Annotated in this window: 11 protein-coding genes; 6 read left to right on the top strand and 5 right to left on the bottom strand. The window is 70.4% G+C overall.

The window, feature by feature from the left end:
- The first annotated feature begins 708 nt into the window (after positions 1-708).
- Complete coding sequence (locus tag Sm713_RS18060) at positions 709-2031, top strand: DNA-binding protein (RefSeq protein ID WP_212910624.1); 1323 nt, start codon at positions 709-711, stop codon at positions 2029-2031.
- Between the two features lie 2 nt (positions 2032-2033).
- Here the strand turns inward: Sm713_RS18060 and Sm713_RS18065 are convergent, their stop codons facing one another.
- Both Sm713_RS18065 and nadA read right to left on the bottom strand, forming a co-directional pair.
- Complete coding sequence (locus tag Sm713_RS18065) at positions 2034-3071, bottom strand: NAD-dependent epimerase/dehydratase family protein (RefSeq protein ID WP_212910625.1); 1038 nt, start codon at positions 3069-3071, stop codon at positions 2034-2036.
- Between the two features lie 367 nt (positions 3072-3438).
- Positions 3439-4629 (bottom strand): quinolinate synthase NadA, encoded by a 1191-nt coding sequence (gene nadA / locus Sm713_RS18070; protein WP_212910626.1) that lies wholly within the window; start codon positions 4627-4629, stop codon positions 3439-3441.
- Between the two features lie 322 nt (positions 4630-4951).
- Here nadA and Sm713_RS18075 point away from each other — a divergent pair, with 322 nt between their 5' ends.
- Positions 4952-5308: an iron-sulfur cluster assembly accessory protein gene (locus Sm713_RS18075; protein WP_212910627.1), complete on the top strand. Its 357-nt coding sequence runs from the start codon at positions 4952-4954 to the stop codon at positions 5306-5308.
- Positions 5309-5418: 110 nt separating this feature from the next.
- Here the strand turns inward: Sm713_RS18075 and Sm713_RS18080 are convergent, their stop codons facing one another.
- Together Sm713_RS18080 and Sm713_RS18085 are read right to left on the bottom strand one after the other, a co-directional pair.
- On the bottom strand, positions 5419-7074 hold the full coding sequence (locus tag Sm713_RS18080) for a hypothetical protein (RefSeq protein ID WP_249416362.1): 1656 nt from the start codon (positions 7072-7074) through the stop codon (positions 5419-5421).
- Between the two features lie 256 nt (positions 7075-7330).
- Entirely contained in the window at positions 7331-7540 is a 210-nt protein-coding gene (locus Sm713_RS18085) for a hypothetical protein (RefSeq protein WP_212910628.1), read from the bottom strand.
- A gap of 284 nt (positions 7541-7824) precedes the next feature.
- Here Sm713_RS18085 and Sm713_RS18090 point away from each other — a divergent pair, with 284 nt between their 5' ends.
- Positions 7825-8817, top strand: a complete 993-nt coding sequence (locus Sm713_RS18090) for a carbohydrate kinase family protein (protein ID WP_212910629.1) — start codon at positions 7825-7827, stop codon at positions 8815-8817.
- A 230-nt stretch (positions 8818-9047) separates the two neighbouring features.
- On the opposite strand, the gene Sm713_RS18095 is transcribed toward Sm713_RS18090, so the two are convergent.
- Positions 9048-10466: a cysteine desulfurase/sulfurtransferase TusA family protein gene (locus Sm713_RS18095; protein WP_212910630.1), complete on the bottom strand. Its 1419-nt coding sequence runs from the start codon at positions 10464-10466 to the stop codon at positions 9048-9050.
- A gap of 269 nt (positions 10467-10735) precedes the next feature.
- Here Sm713_RS18095 and coxB point away from each other — a divergent pair, with 269 nt between their 5' ends.
- The 3 genes from coxB to Sm713_RS18110 are packed head-to-tail and all read left to right on the top strand — an operon-like array spanning position 10736 to position 13862.
- Positions 10736-11731, top strand: coding sequence for a cytochrome c oxidase subunit II (gene coxB / locus Sm713_RS18100; RefSeq protein WP_374196001.1), 996 nt, complete (start codon positions 10736-10738; stop codon positions 11729-11731).
- A complete protein-coding gene (gene ctaD / locus Sm713_RS18105; protein WP_212910631.1) occupies positions 11728-13467 on the top strand; it encodes a cytochrome c oxidase subunit I in 1740 nt (579 codons plus the stop codon). The genes coxB and ctaD overlap by 4 nt, the downstream gene beginning before the upstream one ends.
- The gene (locus tag Sm713_RS18110; protein WP_212910632.1) at positions 13464-13862 is read left to right on the top strand and encodes a cytochrome c oxidase subunit 4; all 399 of its coding nucleotides are present in this window, start codon (positions 13464-13466) and stop codon (positions 13860-13862) included. Before ctaD ends, Sm713_RS18110 begins: the two co-directional genes overlap by 4 nt.
- The last annotated feature ends 3 nt before the right edge of the window (positions 13863-13865 follow it).

Raw genomic sequence — 13865 nt, forward strand, 5'->3', positions numbered from 1 at the left:
TCGTTCCGGAGTCCGCCGTACGCGCCCGGCGGAGCTTCACGGTGTTGATCGCCCTCGGGGAGCCCTCGCCACATACGACCCGGTCGACGAGTTCCTCCCGGTCCGCTGTGGTCCGGCGGTCCAGAGCGGTTGGGAACTCCTCTGCCGCGCCGTTCACTGGGCCGCCTCCGGGACCCCGTACATGCCGGCGCACAGTACGCAGGCGTACAGATGTACGCCGACGGTGCGCAGTATCTGAACCGGGAAGCAATGATCGGGGGTTCCGCTGCACCAGCAGCAGGAGCGGCCCGCACGCTGCCGGTCGCTCAGTTGCTCGAAGTGGACAGCGGGGGCGTCCACGAGTTCTCCGACGGATGGGTGAGGAGGTGTGCCGCGCGTCTTCATGATCGGTCGCCTCGCGCTTGCGGTCGTAGTCGGCGCCTCGCACACTCCGCACGGGGAACAAGGCGTGGGCGGGGCCTTTGCCGTCGTGCCCCGGTCCCTGCCGATTGCGGAGCGTCGAGCGACGACGACAGATTGCGTTCAGACCGGGTGGCACCGCCATGCCGTAGCGGGTGTCATCTGCCGCTCTTCAAGGTGACCGTGGCAGCGCTCGGGTAGCTTCAACGTGGCATGTGTGCTGGGAGTGTTGCGCTGCGAAGGCGCTGGCGATTCCCCTTGTGGCGAGGGAAGCACCGGCGCGAGCATGCCGGGAGACCAGGGAGCGACATGAGTAAGACGGCTCGGACGCTGCTGAAGGTCTTAGTGGATCAACGCCGCTGGCGTTACAAGGACTTCGAGCGTGCATTTCGCCGCGCGGCTGCTCAGGTGCTCGACGAGGAGGCGCGGAATCTGACCGTGTCCGAGGCGCAGTTCCGCCGCTGGACGGCCGGGAAGGTCCAGACCCTGCCGGGGCCGGAGGCTTGCGCGGTTCTTGAGCACATGTTCGGAGTCGACGCGGCAAAGCTGTTTGATGCGCCTCCCTCTGCGGCCCCCGAACCCGCGTTCAACCTGGAAGGCGAAATCGCCATGACCGCACGTGATGCCCAGAACGAGGCAGCCGAGGCTGCCGCCGCTTCCATCTCGGATACGACCCTTGATCAACTACGAGACGACGTGGCCATGCTGGCGCGCACGTACAGCACGACGGCCCCGTTCGACGTGTTCAAGCGCGCCCGGGAACTGCGCGAGGAGGCCGAGGCAGCCCGTGGCCGGACGCAGGTCCCGGTACAGGCGCAAGAGCTGCTGATCGTAGCGGGCCAGGCATGTGCGCTGCTGGCCACGGCCGCATTCGATCTCGGGTCTCTGGACGGCGCAAAGCGCCTGTGCCGGTCGGCGGCCCTGTACGGAGAGACTGCACGGTTCGAGCCGCTGCGCGCGTTCGCCGCCGGCACACTCGCGTATATCGCGTACTTCTCGAACCAGCCGGCGGAGGCGGCACGGCTCGCGCGACAGGCCCAGACCTTCACGGGTCTGGGTGACGTGGCACGGCGGAGGCTGGCGGCGATCGAGGCCCGAGCATTCGGCTACCTCGGAGACGCCGTCTCTGCTCAGCGGGCCCTGGACGCCTCGCAAGCTGACGGGCATGGGGCGACAGACGACCTTCACGACGGCGTGGCAGGTGAGTTCGGATTCACGGCTGAGCGGCTGGCGATGTCGAACAGCTCGACCTGCCTCCTGCTCGGCGACGGGGACCAGGCGGAGGCCGCCGCCGTTCGGGCGCTTGAGCTGGCGGCCGAGCGACCGGCAGCGGTTCGCTCGGTCCGGGTGGTTGGTGGGGCCGCGGCAGATCTGGCAGCGGCTCGGCTGCTGCGCGGTGATCTTGACGGCGCGGCCGATGCCCTGGAACGGGTCTGGGCTGTGCCTCGTGATCAGCGCGCTACTGGGCTGCTGACCCGCACCGCACGAGTGCGGCGCGCTCTGACGGCCGAGCCGTTCAGGGGCGCAGTACTCGCTGGTGGGCTGGGCGAGCGGATCGAGGACTTCACTCGCATGTCCACGCTGTACCAGCTGGGAACGGGCGGCGGCCCGATCGCCCTCCTGGAAGGCTGACGCTAGCCTTCAGCCATTGGCCCCGGGAACGACGCAAGGATCTTCGCCTCCTTCTCGGGGTCGATTCCGTGTTCGGCCCATCGCGGGTGTTCGACGGGGCGGCCGTCGGCCTGAAGCCATGACCACGTGTCTGTGATCGTCTTGCCGAGAGAGCGGCACCGCAGACCGGCAGCCACGGCCCTGGAAGGGTCCACGGCCCATACTCCGGCGTGCGTGCGCCACAGCGGAAGCTCCGTCCACTGCTTGACGCCGTGATCGATGAGGTCTTCCGGGGAGGCCCAGACGGGCCGCCCGGCGCCGCCGGTCACCGCCAGACAAGCGGTGATGAACTCAGCGAAGGTAAGCCCTTCGGGGTGGGCGACGTTGAAGGCTGCGCCGGCACCAGTGCCGGCGGCTTGGTCCAGAGTGAACGCGGCCACGTCGCGGACGTCGACCGGCTGAATCCTCCGGTCAGCAGGGGACGGAGCGAGGATCGGTCCGCCGCGCTCGGTGCGGGCCAGCCACCAGGGCAGACGGCCGACGTATTCACCCGGGCCGAGGATCACGCCGGGCCGTAGGAACACGGCCCGGTCGCCGAGCGCTTCGGACACGGCTCGTTCTCCGCCTGCCTTCTGAAACCCGTACTTTGTGGGTGAGCCGTCCGTGCCGGTGTAACCGAACGTCCTGTCGGCGTCCGGCGGACAGTCGAGCAGCGGGGAGGTCTCGGTGAGTGGACGGTGGGGCCACTCGGCGTAGACGGACACGGTGGAGATGTGTACCCACCGCCCGACCTGACCGGTCAGAGTACGCGCGGCCAGGAGTACGTCACAGGGCGGCAGCTCCGAACTGGACGTATCCACCACCGCATCCCAGGGGCCGGCGGCAGCAAGGAGCGCAAGGTCCGCAGCGACTGTCCGGTCACCGTGGACGGCCTTCACGCCGTGAGTGTCGAGACCGGAGCGCCCCCGGTTGAACGTCGTCACCTCCCAGCCGCGCGCCAGCGCACCGGCAACCACCTCCTTGCCCAGGAACCAGGTACCACCAAGAACCAGCATCCTCATGAGCCTCGATCCTGCCTGGCACGGCGGCCATGGGGAAGAACGGGCCCGGTCCGGACGGCCGGGGGAGTGGCGGTTGTGCCCCCTGGCGGCGGGGCGCACACATACCCCCGCGGCGGGGAAGCAGCCCGCACCCCCGCTGCAGGGAACTGCGCGACCAGCCGCGGCGAGCCCGCCAGGTCTGGGGGCACCCACGCCCTTCAGGCAGTGGGAACGTCCTGGAGGGGCAGTTTCTGTCGTCTCCGGACCACCGGCCGGTGGGTGGTCGCGCGCTTTCCCACAGCCTTGAAGGCGTGGGAGATACCCCCATCCCCCTTCCGGGGGCACCCGGACCTTCGGGAGAACCGGCCCCCGGACGCACCGGAGACCGCTACGGCAGCGCCAGCATCCGTTCCAGCGCCAGCTTGGCGAACCCCTCGGTCTCCGCGTCGACCTGGATGCGCCCCACCACCGTCCCGCCGACCAGCGACTCCAGCGCCCACACGAGATGCGGCAGGTCTATCCGGTTCATCGTCGAGCAGAAGCAGACCGTCCGGTCGAGGAAGACGATCTCCTTGCCCTGCTCCGCGAAACGATTCGCCAGCCGCCGTACGAGATTGAGCTCCGTGCCCACGGCCCACTTCGAGCCCGCCGGGGCTTCCTCCAGGAGCTGGATGATGCGCTCGGTGGAGCCGACGTGGTCCGCCGCGGCGACCACTTCGTGCTTGCACTCGGGGTGCACCAGTACCTGCACGCCGGGGATGCGCTCCCGCACCTCGTTCACGGACTCCAGCGAGAAGCGGCCGTGCACGGAGCAGTGGCCCCGCCACAGGATCATCTTCGCGGCCCGCAGCTGCTCGGCGGTGAGGCCCCCGCCCGGCTTGTGCGGGTTGTAGACCACGCAGTCGTCGAGCGACATCCCCATCTCGCGCACCGCGGTGTTCCGCCCGAGGTGCTGGTCCGGCAGGAACAGCACCTTCCCGGCCCCCGCCTCCCGCTGCCCGAACGCCCACTCCAGGGCGCGCCGGGCGTTGGAGGAGGTGCAGATCGTGCCGCCGTGCCGGCCGGTGAAGGCCTTGATGTCGGCCGAGGAGTTCATGTACGACACCGGCACCACCTGCTCCGCGACCCCGGCGTCCGCCAGCACGTCCCAGCACTCCGCGACCTGCTCGGCGGTGGCCATGTCCGCCATCGAGCAGCCGGCCGCGAGGTCCGGAAGGATCACCTGCTGGCGGTCGGAGGTCAGGATGTCCGCCGACTCGGCCATGAAGTGGACGCCGCAGAAGACGATGTACTCGGCCTCAGGGCGGGCCGCGGCGTCCCTGGCCAGCTTGAAGGAGTCACCGGTGACGTCCGCGAACTGGATGACCTCGTCGCGCTGGTAGTGGTGGCCCAGTACGAAGACACGGTCTCCGAGCCGCTCCTTCGCGGCGCGTGCCCGAGCCACCAGGTCCGGATCGGACGGCTCCGGCAGGTCGCCGGGGCACTCGACACCCCGCTCGCTCCGCGCGTCGGACTCGCGTCCGAGCAGCAGGAGGGCAAGGGGCGTGGGCTGGACATCCAGGGGTTGGGCGGTGGTCACGGCACACACCCTTTCTCGGTCATGGTCCGCGGTGGCGGTAGCCACTTTTCGTCGAATTGACGCTATATATCATAGCCCCTTCGTGTCAGTTTGACGATGCGGATCGCGTCGATGTGACGCGATCCGAGGTGCCCGTATCGCCCGGCCCTGTCAGGGAGGGTGTGCGAGCATGGGAGGGCAAGCAGCGCGGAGTGCCCGCGACTGAGGAACGGCCACAGAGGGAACCGCGACAGAAGACGGTCACCCGGTCGCGGAATGAAACCGCGGCGACGGCGGTTGACCCGTCGGCAAGCAGTCTCCGTACAACCCGGGAGAGATGTAGATGTCCGTATCGGACGAGACCACCACCGCCACCGACGGCATCATCCTGTCCGACGGTGCCGCGGCAAAGGTGAAGGCCCTGCTCGACCAGGAAGGCCGTGACGACCTCGCGCTCCGCGTCGCCGTCCAGCCCGGTGGCTGCTCTGGCCTGCGCTATCAGCTCTTCTTCGACGAGCGCTCCCTCGACGGCGACGTCGTCAAGGAGTTCGGCGGCGTCAAGGTCGTGACCGACCGGATGAGCGCGCCCTACCTGGGCGGCGCCTCCATCGACTTCGTCGACACCATCGAGAAGCAGGGCTTCACCATCGACAACCCGAACGCCACGGGCTCCTGCGCCTGCGGCGACTCGTTCCACTGAACCCTGCCGCGCGAGCGCATCGCGAAGGCATGACGAAGGCGGTGACCCCCCACGGGTCACCGCCTTCGTCCGTTATGTGCCGTTCCGTGCCGCCTGGACGGGGCGCCTGCTCAGCCCTTCCGTACCTGCGCGCCTGTGGCGTCCACCACCTTGCGGTCCCCGAGGGGCTGGTGCAGCGTCACAGTCTTCTCGATCTTCTTGGCGATCATCACGCAGGCCTTGCCCGGGTCCTTCTGGTGCTGGGACACCGTCACGGTCACCTTGTCGCCGGTCTCGGCCGCGGACGCTGTGTAGTCGGTGCAGACCCCACCCCAGAACTGCACGGTCAGCGACCGGCCGTTCGCGGTGTACGAGGAGAGGTGCACGCCCTTGCCGCCGGGCCGGACCGGCTCCGCTGTGCCGGACGGGTTCCCGCCCGTCAGGTAGGCCGGGTCAACGGCCGGATACGTCACCGTGAAGCTGTCCTGCGCACCCTGCGGGCGCACCTCGAAGAGCCAGGACGGCACGAGGGCCTGGTGGCCCGCGACCAGGTGCGCGGCGAGTCCGAACGCGGCGCCCTTCACCGGCACCACCCGCGCGGACGGGCTCGGCCCCGAACCCGCGTCGGCCCCGGCGCCGGTGCCGTCCAGGTGCACGCACCCCTGCCGCGGGGTCGGCTGCCCCTTCTGGGGCATGACGGTCCCGCAGCCGCCCCCGCCGGGGGCGACCGTGCCGTGCCGGCTCTTGTTCAGCAGCTTCAGGGTCTCCTCGGCGCCCAGCACGGGGTACGTCTCGCCCTTCGACGGCGCCAGCATCCGGCCGCTGCCGCCGACCACGGTGCCGTTCCCGCCGACCCGGATGCCGGTCGACCAGCCATACGTGGGCAGGCCGCCCACCTCGGGGTCGGCGTTCACCACCCGCTCGGCGCCCATCGTCTGGGTGGTGTCGAGCTTCGCGCCGTCCTGGCCGACGGCCTTCAGCACCGGCGCCGCCGCCGCCCGCGCGGCCTGCTCGCTCACCGCGGGGCCCGTGCCGGACGGGCTGGAGGAGCACTCCTTCCCGCGCGGGCAGTCGTCGCTGCCGCCGGCCGTGTACCGGGCGAACGTCCAGGTGCCCGGAGTCTGCGCCGTGACCCGCAGCACGGGTCCGGAGCCGTCCTTGCCGGAGCCCACCTGCCAGCTCCCGCCGGACATCCGGGGGGTGCCGGCGACGCCCAGCGCCTTGGCCAGCTTCGCCACCTCGTCCGCGGGGACCGACCCCTGGGCGTGGTAGACCGGCGCCGAGGACGGCCCCTTGGGCAGGGCCGCGTCGAGGCGGTACGTCACGCCGTTCGGGTCGGGCTCGCCGGGGGCGATGCCGGCTCCGCCGGAGGATCCGTTGCCGGCCGATCCGGAGCCATCTCCGGTTCCGGACCCGGTTCCGTGCCCGTCCTCGCTGTACCCGTCGAGGGCGAGCGGCGGGGGATGGCCGTCGCCGGACGCGCCCGAGGAACCCTGCCCGTCGGGTGTCGTGGCCGCGACATACGCGCCGCCACCCCCGGCCAGCAGGACCGCGGCGGCCACGACGGCGATCGCGATCCGTTTCCTGTGCGGCCGTTTCCCGCCCGGATCCCCTGAGTCCTCGCCGGGCGGCGGGCCGCCGGGGCCGCCGGGGCCGCCCCGGCCTCCGGAACCGTCGGGGCCACCGGATTCGCCGTCGCGGGCGGCGCCGCTGTGCACTCGGTGCGTCCCGGCGTCCTGCGGCCGGTCGTCCGCTCCGTCGTCATGAACTGGTTGCTCGGTGCTCACGCCTTCGCTCCTTGGTTCGCCGTGCCGTCCTCCGCCCCGAATACGCTGCGCGACCCCGGCCGCGGGCCGCGCCTCTTCGCGGGGGACGCCAATTCGACGCCGGGGCGGCGCGAGCGGTTCCCCGGCCGTGCTCCAACCGGGTGCCAGATGGCGCTATTTGGGTGAACCTGGAGCGGAGGGCGGGGCTCCGGTGAGCTGGGCGGTGACCTGGGCGTGAGCCCCGCGATCCCGAACGTGAGGCGGGTCGCCCGGGGCGTCAGTCCCCGTAGTCGGACATCGCGTCCAGCAGGCGGGCGGAGCCCGGGGGCACCACGATCCGGTGGATGCGCGACGGCGGCACTGGGCGCGGCGCGGTGGCCGGCGGAGCCACCCAGTGCGGCACCATGCGGGCGCAGTCGCCGCGCAGCGCGGCGAGCCCTGTGCTCCTGGCGGACGAACCCTGGTCCGGACCCTCGGAGTCAGTCATAGCGGAACGGTATGCAGTGCCTGACCGCGAAGAAAGCCCTGGTATCAGTTATTTTTGAGTCAGTACCGATCGAATGAGACGATTAACCGGTCGGACGGGACGACTAATCGGACGAGCCGATAGGGTGCCGTGGCACTGCCCCACAGCGGCCCGCCCGGCAGCACCACGCTACGGCTCCGGTTCAGGTACCCCCGCGGGGTTCCGCCGCTCAGCGGCCCGTCGTGTCAGAGTGCCGTGTCCGGGTCACGACGCCCAGCCCACCGATTCCCGCAGGAGCATCCGCCGTGCGCATCGCAGTCACCGGCTCCATCGCCACCGACCACCTCATGACGTTCCCTGGCCGCTTCGCCGACCAGTTCATCGCGGACCAGCTCCACACGGTCTCCCTGTCCTTCCTCGTCGACGCCCTCGACGTGCGCCGCGGTGGCGTCGCCCCGAACATCTGCTTCGGCATGGGGCAGCTCGGCGCCTCCCCGATCCTGGTGGGTGCCGCGGGCGCCGACTTCGAGGAGTACCGCGCCTGGCTGGAGCGGCACGGCGTCGACACCGCCTCCGTGCACATCTCCGATGTGCTGCACACCGCCCGGTTCGTGTGCACCACCGACGCCGACCACAACCAGATCGGCTCCTTCTACGCCGGTGCCATGAGCGAGGCGCGTCTCATCGAGCTGAAGGCCGTGGCCGACCGGGTGCAGGGTCTTGAGCTGGTACACATCGGTGCCGACGACCCGGAGGCGATGCTGCGGCACACCGAGGAGTGCCGGTCGCGCTCCATCCCGTTCGCCGCGGACTTCTCCCAGCAGATCGCCCGCATGGACGGGGACGAGATCCGGGCGCTGATGGACGGGGCCGCCTACCTCTTCTCCAACGAGTACGAGAAGGGCCTCATCGAGTCCAAGACCGGCTGGAGCGACGAGGAGATCCTGGGCAAGGTCGGTTACCGCATCACCACCCTCGGGGCACGCGGCGTCCGCATCGACGCCGCCGGCGAGGAGCCGATCGAGGTCGGCGTCCCGCAGGAGGAGGCCAAGGCGGACCCGACCGGCGTGGGTGACGCCTTCCGCGCCGGGTTCCTCTCCGGTATCGCCTGGGGCGTCAGCCTTGAGCGGGCCGCCCAGCTCGGCTGCATGCTCGCCACCCTGGTCATCGAGACCGTCGGCACCCAGGAGTACGAGCTCCGCCGGGACCACTTCATGGTCCGCTTCACCAAGGCGTACGGCGAGGAGGCGGCAGCGGAGGTCAACGACCACCTCACCCGCGTCCTGCCCCAGGCGTAACCCGACCTTTCCGTGGGGGTTCGCCCCGGCTGACGTAAGGGGCGCGGGGAACTGCGCGACAAGCCCCGACTGGGGGCACCTCCCACGCCCTTCAGGCAGTGGGGGACGTCGGGTCGCCACCGTCCCAAGGGGGCAGTCTCTGCCGCATCCGGGCCACCGGCCGGTGGGGCTGCTCGCGCAGTTCCCCGCGCCCCCAAGGCGGGCCGGGGCGCAGCCCCAAGAGGGCGCCCTCAGACGAGTCGCCGCACCACGTAAGCGGCACCCCGCTCCGCGGCCTCCTCCCCGACGAACTCCTGCCCCCGCATGCCGCACCACGCCGGAATGTCCAGGCGGGCCGCCTGATCGTCCGCGAGCACCGTCACCGTCCCCCCGACCGGAACCTCGCCGATCGCCCGCGCCAGCTCGATCACCGGAATCGGGCAGAGCTTGCCCAGCGAGTCCACGACCAGCGAGCCGGGCTCCCCGCCCGCCACCCGGACCGCAGGCCCGGGCGCGCCGCCCGCCTCCGGCGCCACCGGCCCGACCGGCGCCAGCCGGGCCCGCACCGCGGACACCGCACGCGGCAGCACCGCGAGGAACCGGTCCACGTCCGCGGGCTCCACGTCGAGCGGGAGTGACACCCGGACGTTGCCCTCGCTCAGCACCCCCATCGCCTTGAGCACATGGCTCGGCGTCAGGGTGCTGCTGGTGCACGACGACCCGGACGACACCGAGAACCCCGCCCGGTCCAGCTCGTGCAGCAACGCCTCCCCATCGACATGGAGGCACGAGAAGGTCACCAGGTGCGGCAGCCGGCGCACCGGGTCGCCCACCACCTGCACGTCCGGCACCAGCTCGGGCACCCGGGTCCGGATGCGCTCCGTCAGCTCCCGCAGGCGCCCGCTCTGCGCGGCGGCCTCGGACCGGACGGCGCGCAGAGCGGCCGCGGCGGCCACGATCGCCGGAACGTTCTCGAAGCCCGCCGCACGCCCCGACTCGCGCTCGTCCCGCGGGCCTTCCGGAGCGAATCGGACACCCTTGCGCACGACGAGCAGCCCGACGCCGGGCGGCCCGCCCCACTTGTGCGCGCTCGCCGCGAGCAGCGACCAGCCGCCCGGCACCGGACCCCACGGCAGCGACTGCGCCGCGTCCACCAGCAGCGGCACCCCGGCGGCACGGCACGCCTCGGCCGCCTCCTGAACCGGCTGGACGGTGCCCACCTCGTGGTTGGCCGACTGCAGGCACGCCAGCGCCGTGCCGTCGCGCAGCGCCGCGGCGAACTCCCCGGCGGACACGGCCCCGGAGCGGTCCACCGGCACCTCGGTGACCGCGCCGCCGTCCGCCTGGTGCGACTCGGCGCCGTGCAGCACCGCCGAGTGCTCCACCGCCGAGACGACCAGGTGGCGCCCGACGCGGCGGCGGCCCGCCAGGGCGCCGGCCACCGCCGCGTGCAGGGCCCGCGTGCCCGAGGACGTGAAGACCAGCTCGTCGGGGCGGCAGCCCACCGCCTCGGCCGCGGCCTCGCGCGCCGCGTCGAGCAGCAACCGGGCGCGGCGGCCCTCGCGGTACAGCCGGGAAGGGTCCGCCCACCCGTCGTCCAGGGCGGCGCCCAGGGCCTCGCGGGCCACGGGATGCAGGGGGGCGGTGGAGGCGACGTCGAAGTACGGCACGATTCGTACGGTAGCCGGGACGGACGGCGCGCGGTGCCGGCAAGGCGCGGGCGTCCCCGCGGCGGCCGGTCCGGCACGCGGAAAGGGGTCCGCGGACCCCGTCGGGCGGCGGGCGCGGCGCGTTGGGCACCCTCCCCGCGCAGGCGGAAACAGCGTCCAGTAGGGTTTGCCCCGCATAAACATCCAAACCCCTGCCCGCCGCAGGACGGCGAACGACCAGCGAGAAGGCGCAGCCGAACGCGCGGGCGAGACTCTCGGGAAGGCGCTACGTGAGTCCCAACGGCTCCGACGTCCCCCGCGCCTCGTCGGGCGCGGGCGGTACCCCCACCTCGCCGCCGCGTCCGATGCGGCGGAAGCTGCTGCAGGTGCTGCCTGTGGGCCTGATCCTTGTCGCAGCCACCGGTTGCTCGTACAAGGATTTCCCCCGCCTCGGAATGCCCACGCCGGCCACGGAGGAGGCTCCGCGCGTCCTCTCCCTCTGGCAGGGTTCCTGGGCTGCGGCGCTCGCCGTGGGTGTGCTGGTCTGGGGCCTGATCCTGTGGGCGGTCGTCTTCCACCGGCGCAGCCGCACCAAGGTCGAGGTTCCCCCGCAGACCCGGTACAACATGCCGCTTGAGGCGCTGTACACGGTGGTACCGATCATCATCGTCGCGGTGCTCTTCTACTTCACCGCACGCGACGAGTCGAAGCTCCTCGACCTCTCCGACAAGCCCAAGCACACCATCAACGTGGTCGGGTTCCAGTGGAGCTGGGGCTTCAACTACGTCGAGCCCGTGCCGGGCGTGACGGGCAGCGCGAAGTCGGCCAAGGAGCTCTCCGACATCCCGGACCGCTTCAAGGACGACTTCCCGGCGAACGCCGGCGGCGTCTACGACGTCGGCACCCCGGCCACGCGCAACCCGCAGACGAACAACCCGGGCCCCACACTCTGGCTCCCCAAGGGCGAGAAGGTCCGCTTCGTGCTGACGTCCCGGGACGTCATCCACTCCTTCTGGGTGCTGCCCTTCCTCATGAAGGAGGACGTCATCCCGGGCCACACCAACGCCTTCGAGGTGACCCCCAACAGGGAGGGCACCTTCCGCGGAAAGTGTGCCGAGCTGTGCGGCGTCGACCACTCCCGGATGCTCTTCAACGTGAAGGTCGTCTCCCCCGAGCGGTACGAGCAGCACCTGAAGGACCTCGCCAAGAAGGGGCAGACCGGTTACGTCCCGGCCGGTATCGCGCAGACGGGTCATGAGAAGAACCGGGAGACACACAACCTGTGAGCATCCTCAACGAACCTCAGGGTGCCGCGGCAGCGGAGGACTCGTACGAGCGCCAGCTGCCGGTCCGGCAGAAGCAGCCTGGCATCGCCGTCGTCAAGTGGCTCACCACCACTGACCACAAGACGATCGGCACGCTCTACCTGGCCACGTCGTTCGCGTTCTTCCTCATCGGCGGTGTGCTCGCGCTCTTCATGCGCGCCGAGCTCGCCCGTCCGGGTGAGCAGATCATGTCGAACGAGCAGTTCAACCAGGCGTTCACGATGCACGGCACGATCATGCTGCTGATGTTCGCGACGCCGCTGTTCGCCGGCTTCGCGAACTGGATCATGCCGCTCCAGATCGGCTCGCCCGACGTGGCCTTCCCGCGGCTGAACATGTTCGCCTACTGGCTGTACCTGTTCGGCTCGCTGATCGCGGTGGGCGGATTCCTCACCCCGGACGGCGCGGCGGACTTCGGCTGGTTCGCCTACTCGCCGCTGTCCGACGCGGTCCGCTCGCCGGGCATCGGCGCCGACATGTGGATCATGGGCCTGGCCTTCTCCGGCTTCGGCACCATCCTCGGCTCGGTCAACTTCATCACCACCATCATCTGCATGCGCGCTCCCGGCATGACGATGTTCCGCATGCCGATCTTCGTGTGGAACGTGCTGCTGACCGGTGTGCTGGTGCTGCTGGCCTTCCCCGTGCTGGCCGCCGCGCTGCTGGCCCTGGAGGCCGACCGCAAGTTCGGGGCACACGTCTTCGACGCGGCCAACGGCGGAGCACTGCTATGGCAACACCTCTTCTGGTTCTTCGGCCATCCAGAGGTGTACATCATCGCCTTGCCCTTCTTCGGGATCATCTCCGAGGTGATCCCGGTGTTCAGCAGGAAGCCGATGTTCGGCTACGGCAGCCTGATCGGTGCCACCATCGCCATCGCGGGCCTGTCCGTGACGGTGTGGGCGCACCACATGTACGTCACCGGTGGTGTGCTGCTGCCGTTCTTCTCGTTCATGACCTTCCTGATCGCCGTACCGACCGGTGTGAAGTTCTTCAACTGGCTGGGCACGATGTGGAAGGGCTCGTTGTCGTTCGAGACACCGATGCTCTGGTCCGTCGGCTTCCTGATCACCTTCCTCTTCGGTGGTCTGACCGGCATCATCCTGGCCTCGCCGCCGATGGACTTCCACGTCTCCGACTCGTACTTCGTGGTGGCGCACTTCCACTACGTGGTGTTCGGCACCGTCGTCTTCGCGATGTTCGCGGGCTTCCACTTCTGGTGGCCCAAGTGGACCGGCAAGATGCTGGACGAGCGGCTCGGCAAGATCACCTTCTGGACGCTGTTCTGCGGCTTCCATGGCACGTTCCTCGTCCAGCACTGGCTGGGCGTCGAGGGCATGCCGCGCCGGTACGCGGACTACCTCGCGGCCGACGGCTTCACCGCCCTGAACACCGTCTCCACCATCAGCGCCTTCGTCCTGGGCCTGTCGGTGCTGCCGTTCCTCTACAACGTCTGGAAGACGGCGAAGTACGGCGAGAAGGTCGAGGTCGACGACCCCTGGGGCTACGGCAGGTCGCTGGAGTGGGCGACGAGCTGCCCGCCGCCGCGGCACAACTTCGTGACGCTGCCGCGGATCCGCAGCGAGTCGCCCGCCTTCGACCTGCACCACCCGGAGATCGCCGAACTCGACCAGCTTGAGAACGTCGGCGCGGGCGTGCCGGCGGGCGTCACGGGCGGCAAGGAGGCCGGACAGTGAAGATCCAGGGCAAGATGTTCCTCTGGCTGGCGGCCTTCATCCTGATCATGGCCATCGTCTACGGCGTGTGGTCGAAGGAGCCGGCCGGCACCACGGCGCTCTTCCTGGCGTTCGGCCTGAGCGTCATGATCGGCTACTACCTGGCCTTCACGGCCCGCAGGATCGACGCGGGCGCGCAGGACAACAAGGACGCCGACGTCGCGGACGACGCCGGCGAGGTGGGCTTCTTCAGCCCGCACAGCTGGCAGCCGCTCGCCCTGGCGACCGGCGGTGCGCTGGCCTTCCTGGGCATCATCTTCGGCTGGTGGCTGCTGTACTTCTCGGCCCCGATCATCCTGATCGGCCTGTACGGCTGGGTCTTCGAGTACTACCGGGGCGAGAACCAGAACCAGTAGCGC

The organism is Streptomyces sp. TS71-3 (assembly GCF_018327685.1).
Lineage (GTDB): Bacteria > Actinomycetota > Actinomycetes > Streptomycetales > Streptomycetaceae > Streptomyces.

What these genes read in the sequence shown, in the direction of transcription:
- Sm713_RS18075 (WP_212910627.1), top strand. Translation starts at nt 4,952, where the DNA reads ATGTCCGTATCGGACGAGACCACCACCGCCACCGACGGCATCATCCTG.
- Sm713_RS18060 (WP_212910624.1), top strand. Translation starts at nt 709, where the DNA reads ATGAGTAAGACGGCTCGGACGCTGCTGAAGGTCTTAGTGGATCAACGC.
- Sm713_RS18065 (WP_212910625.1), bottom strand. Translation starts at nt 3,071, where the DNA reads ATGAGGATGCTGGTTCTTGGTGGTACCTGGTTCCTGGGCAAGGAGGTG.
- Sm713_RS18085 (WP_212910628.1), bottom strand. Translation starts at nt 7,540, where the DNA reads ATGACTGACTCCGAGGGTCCGGACCAGGGTTCGTCCGCCAGGAGCACA.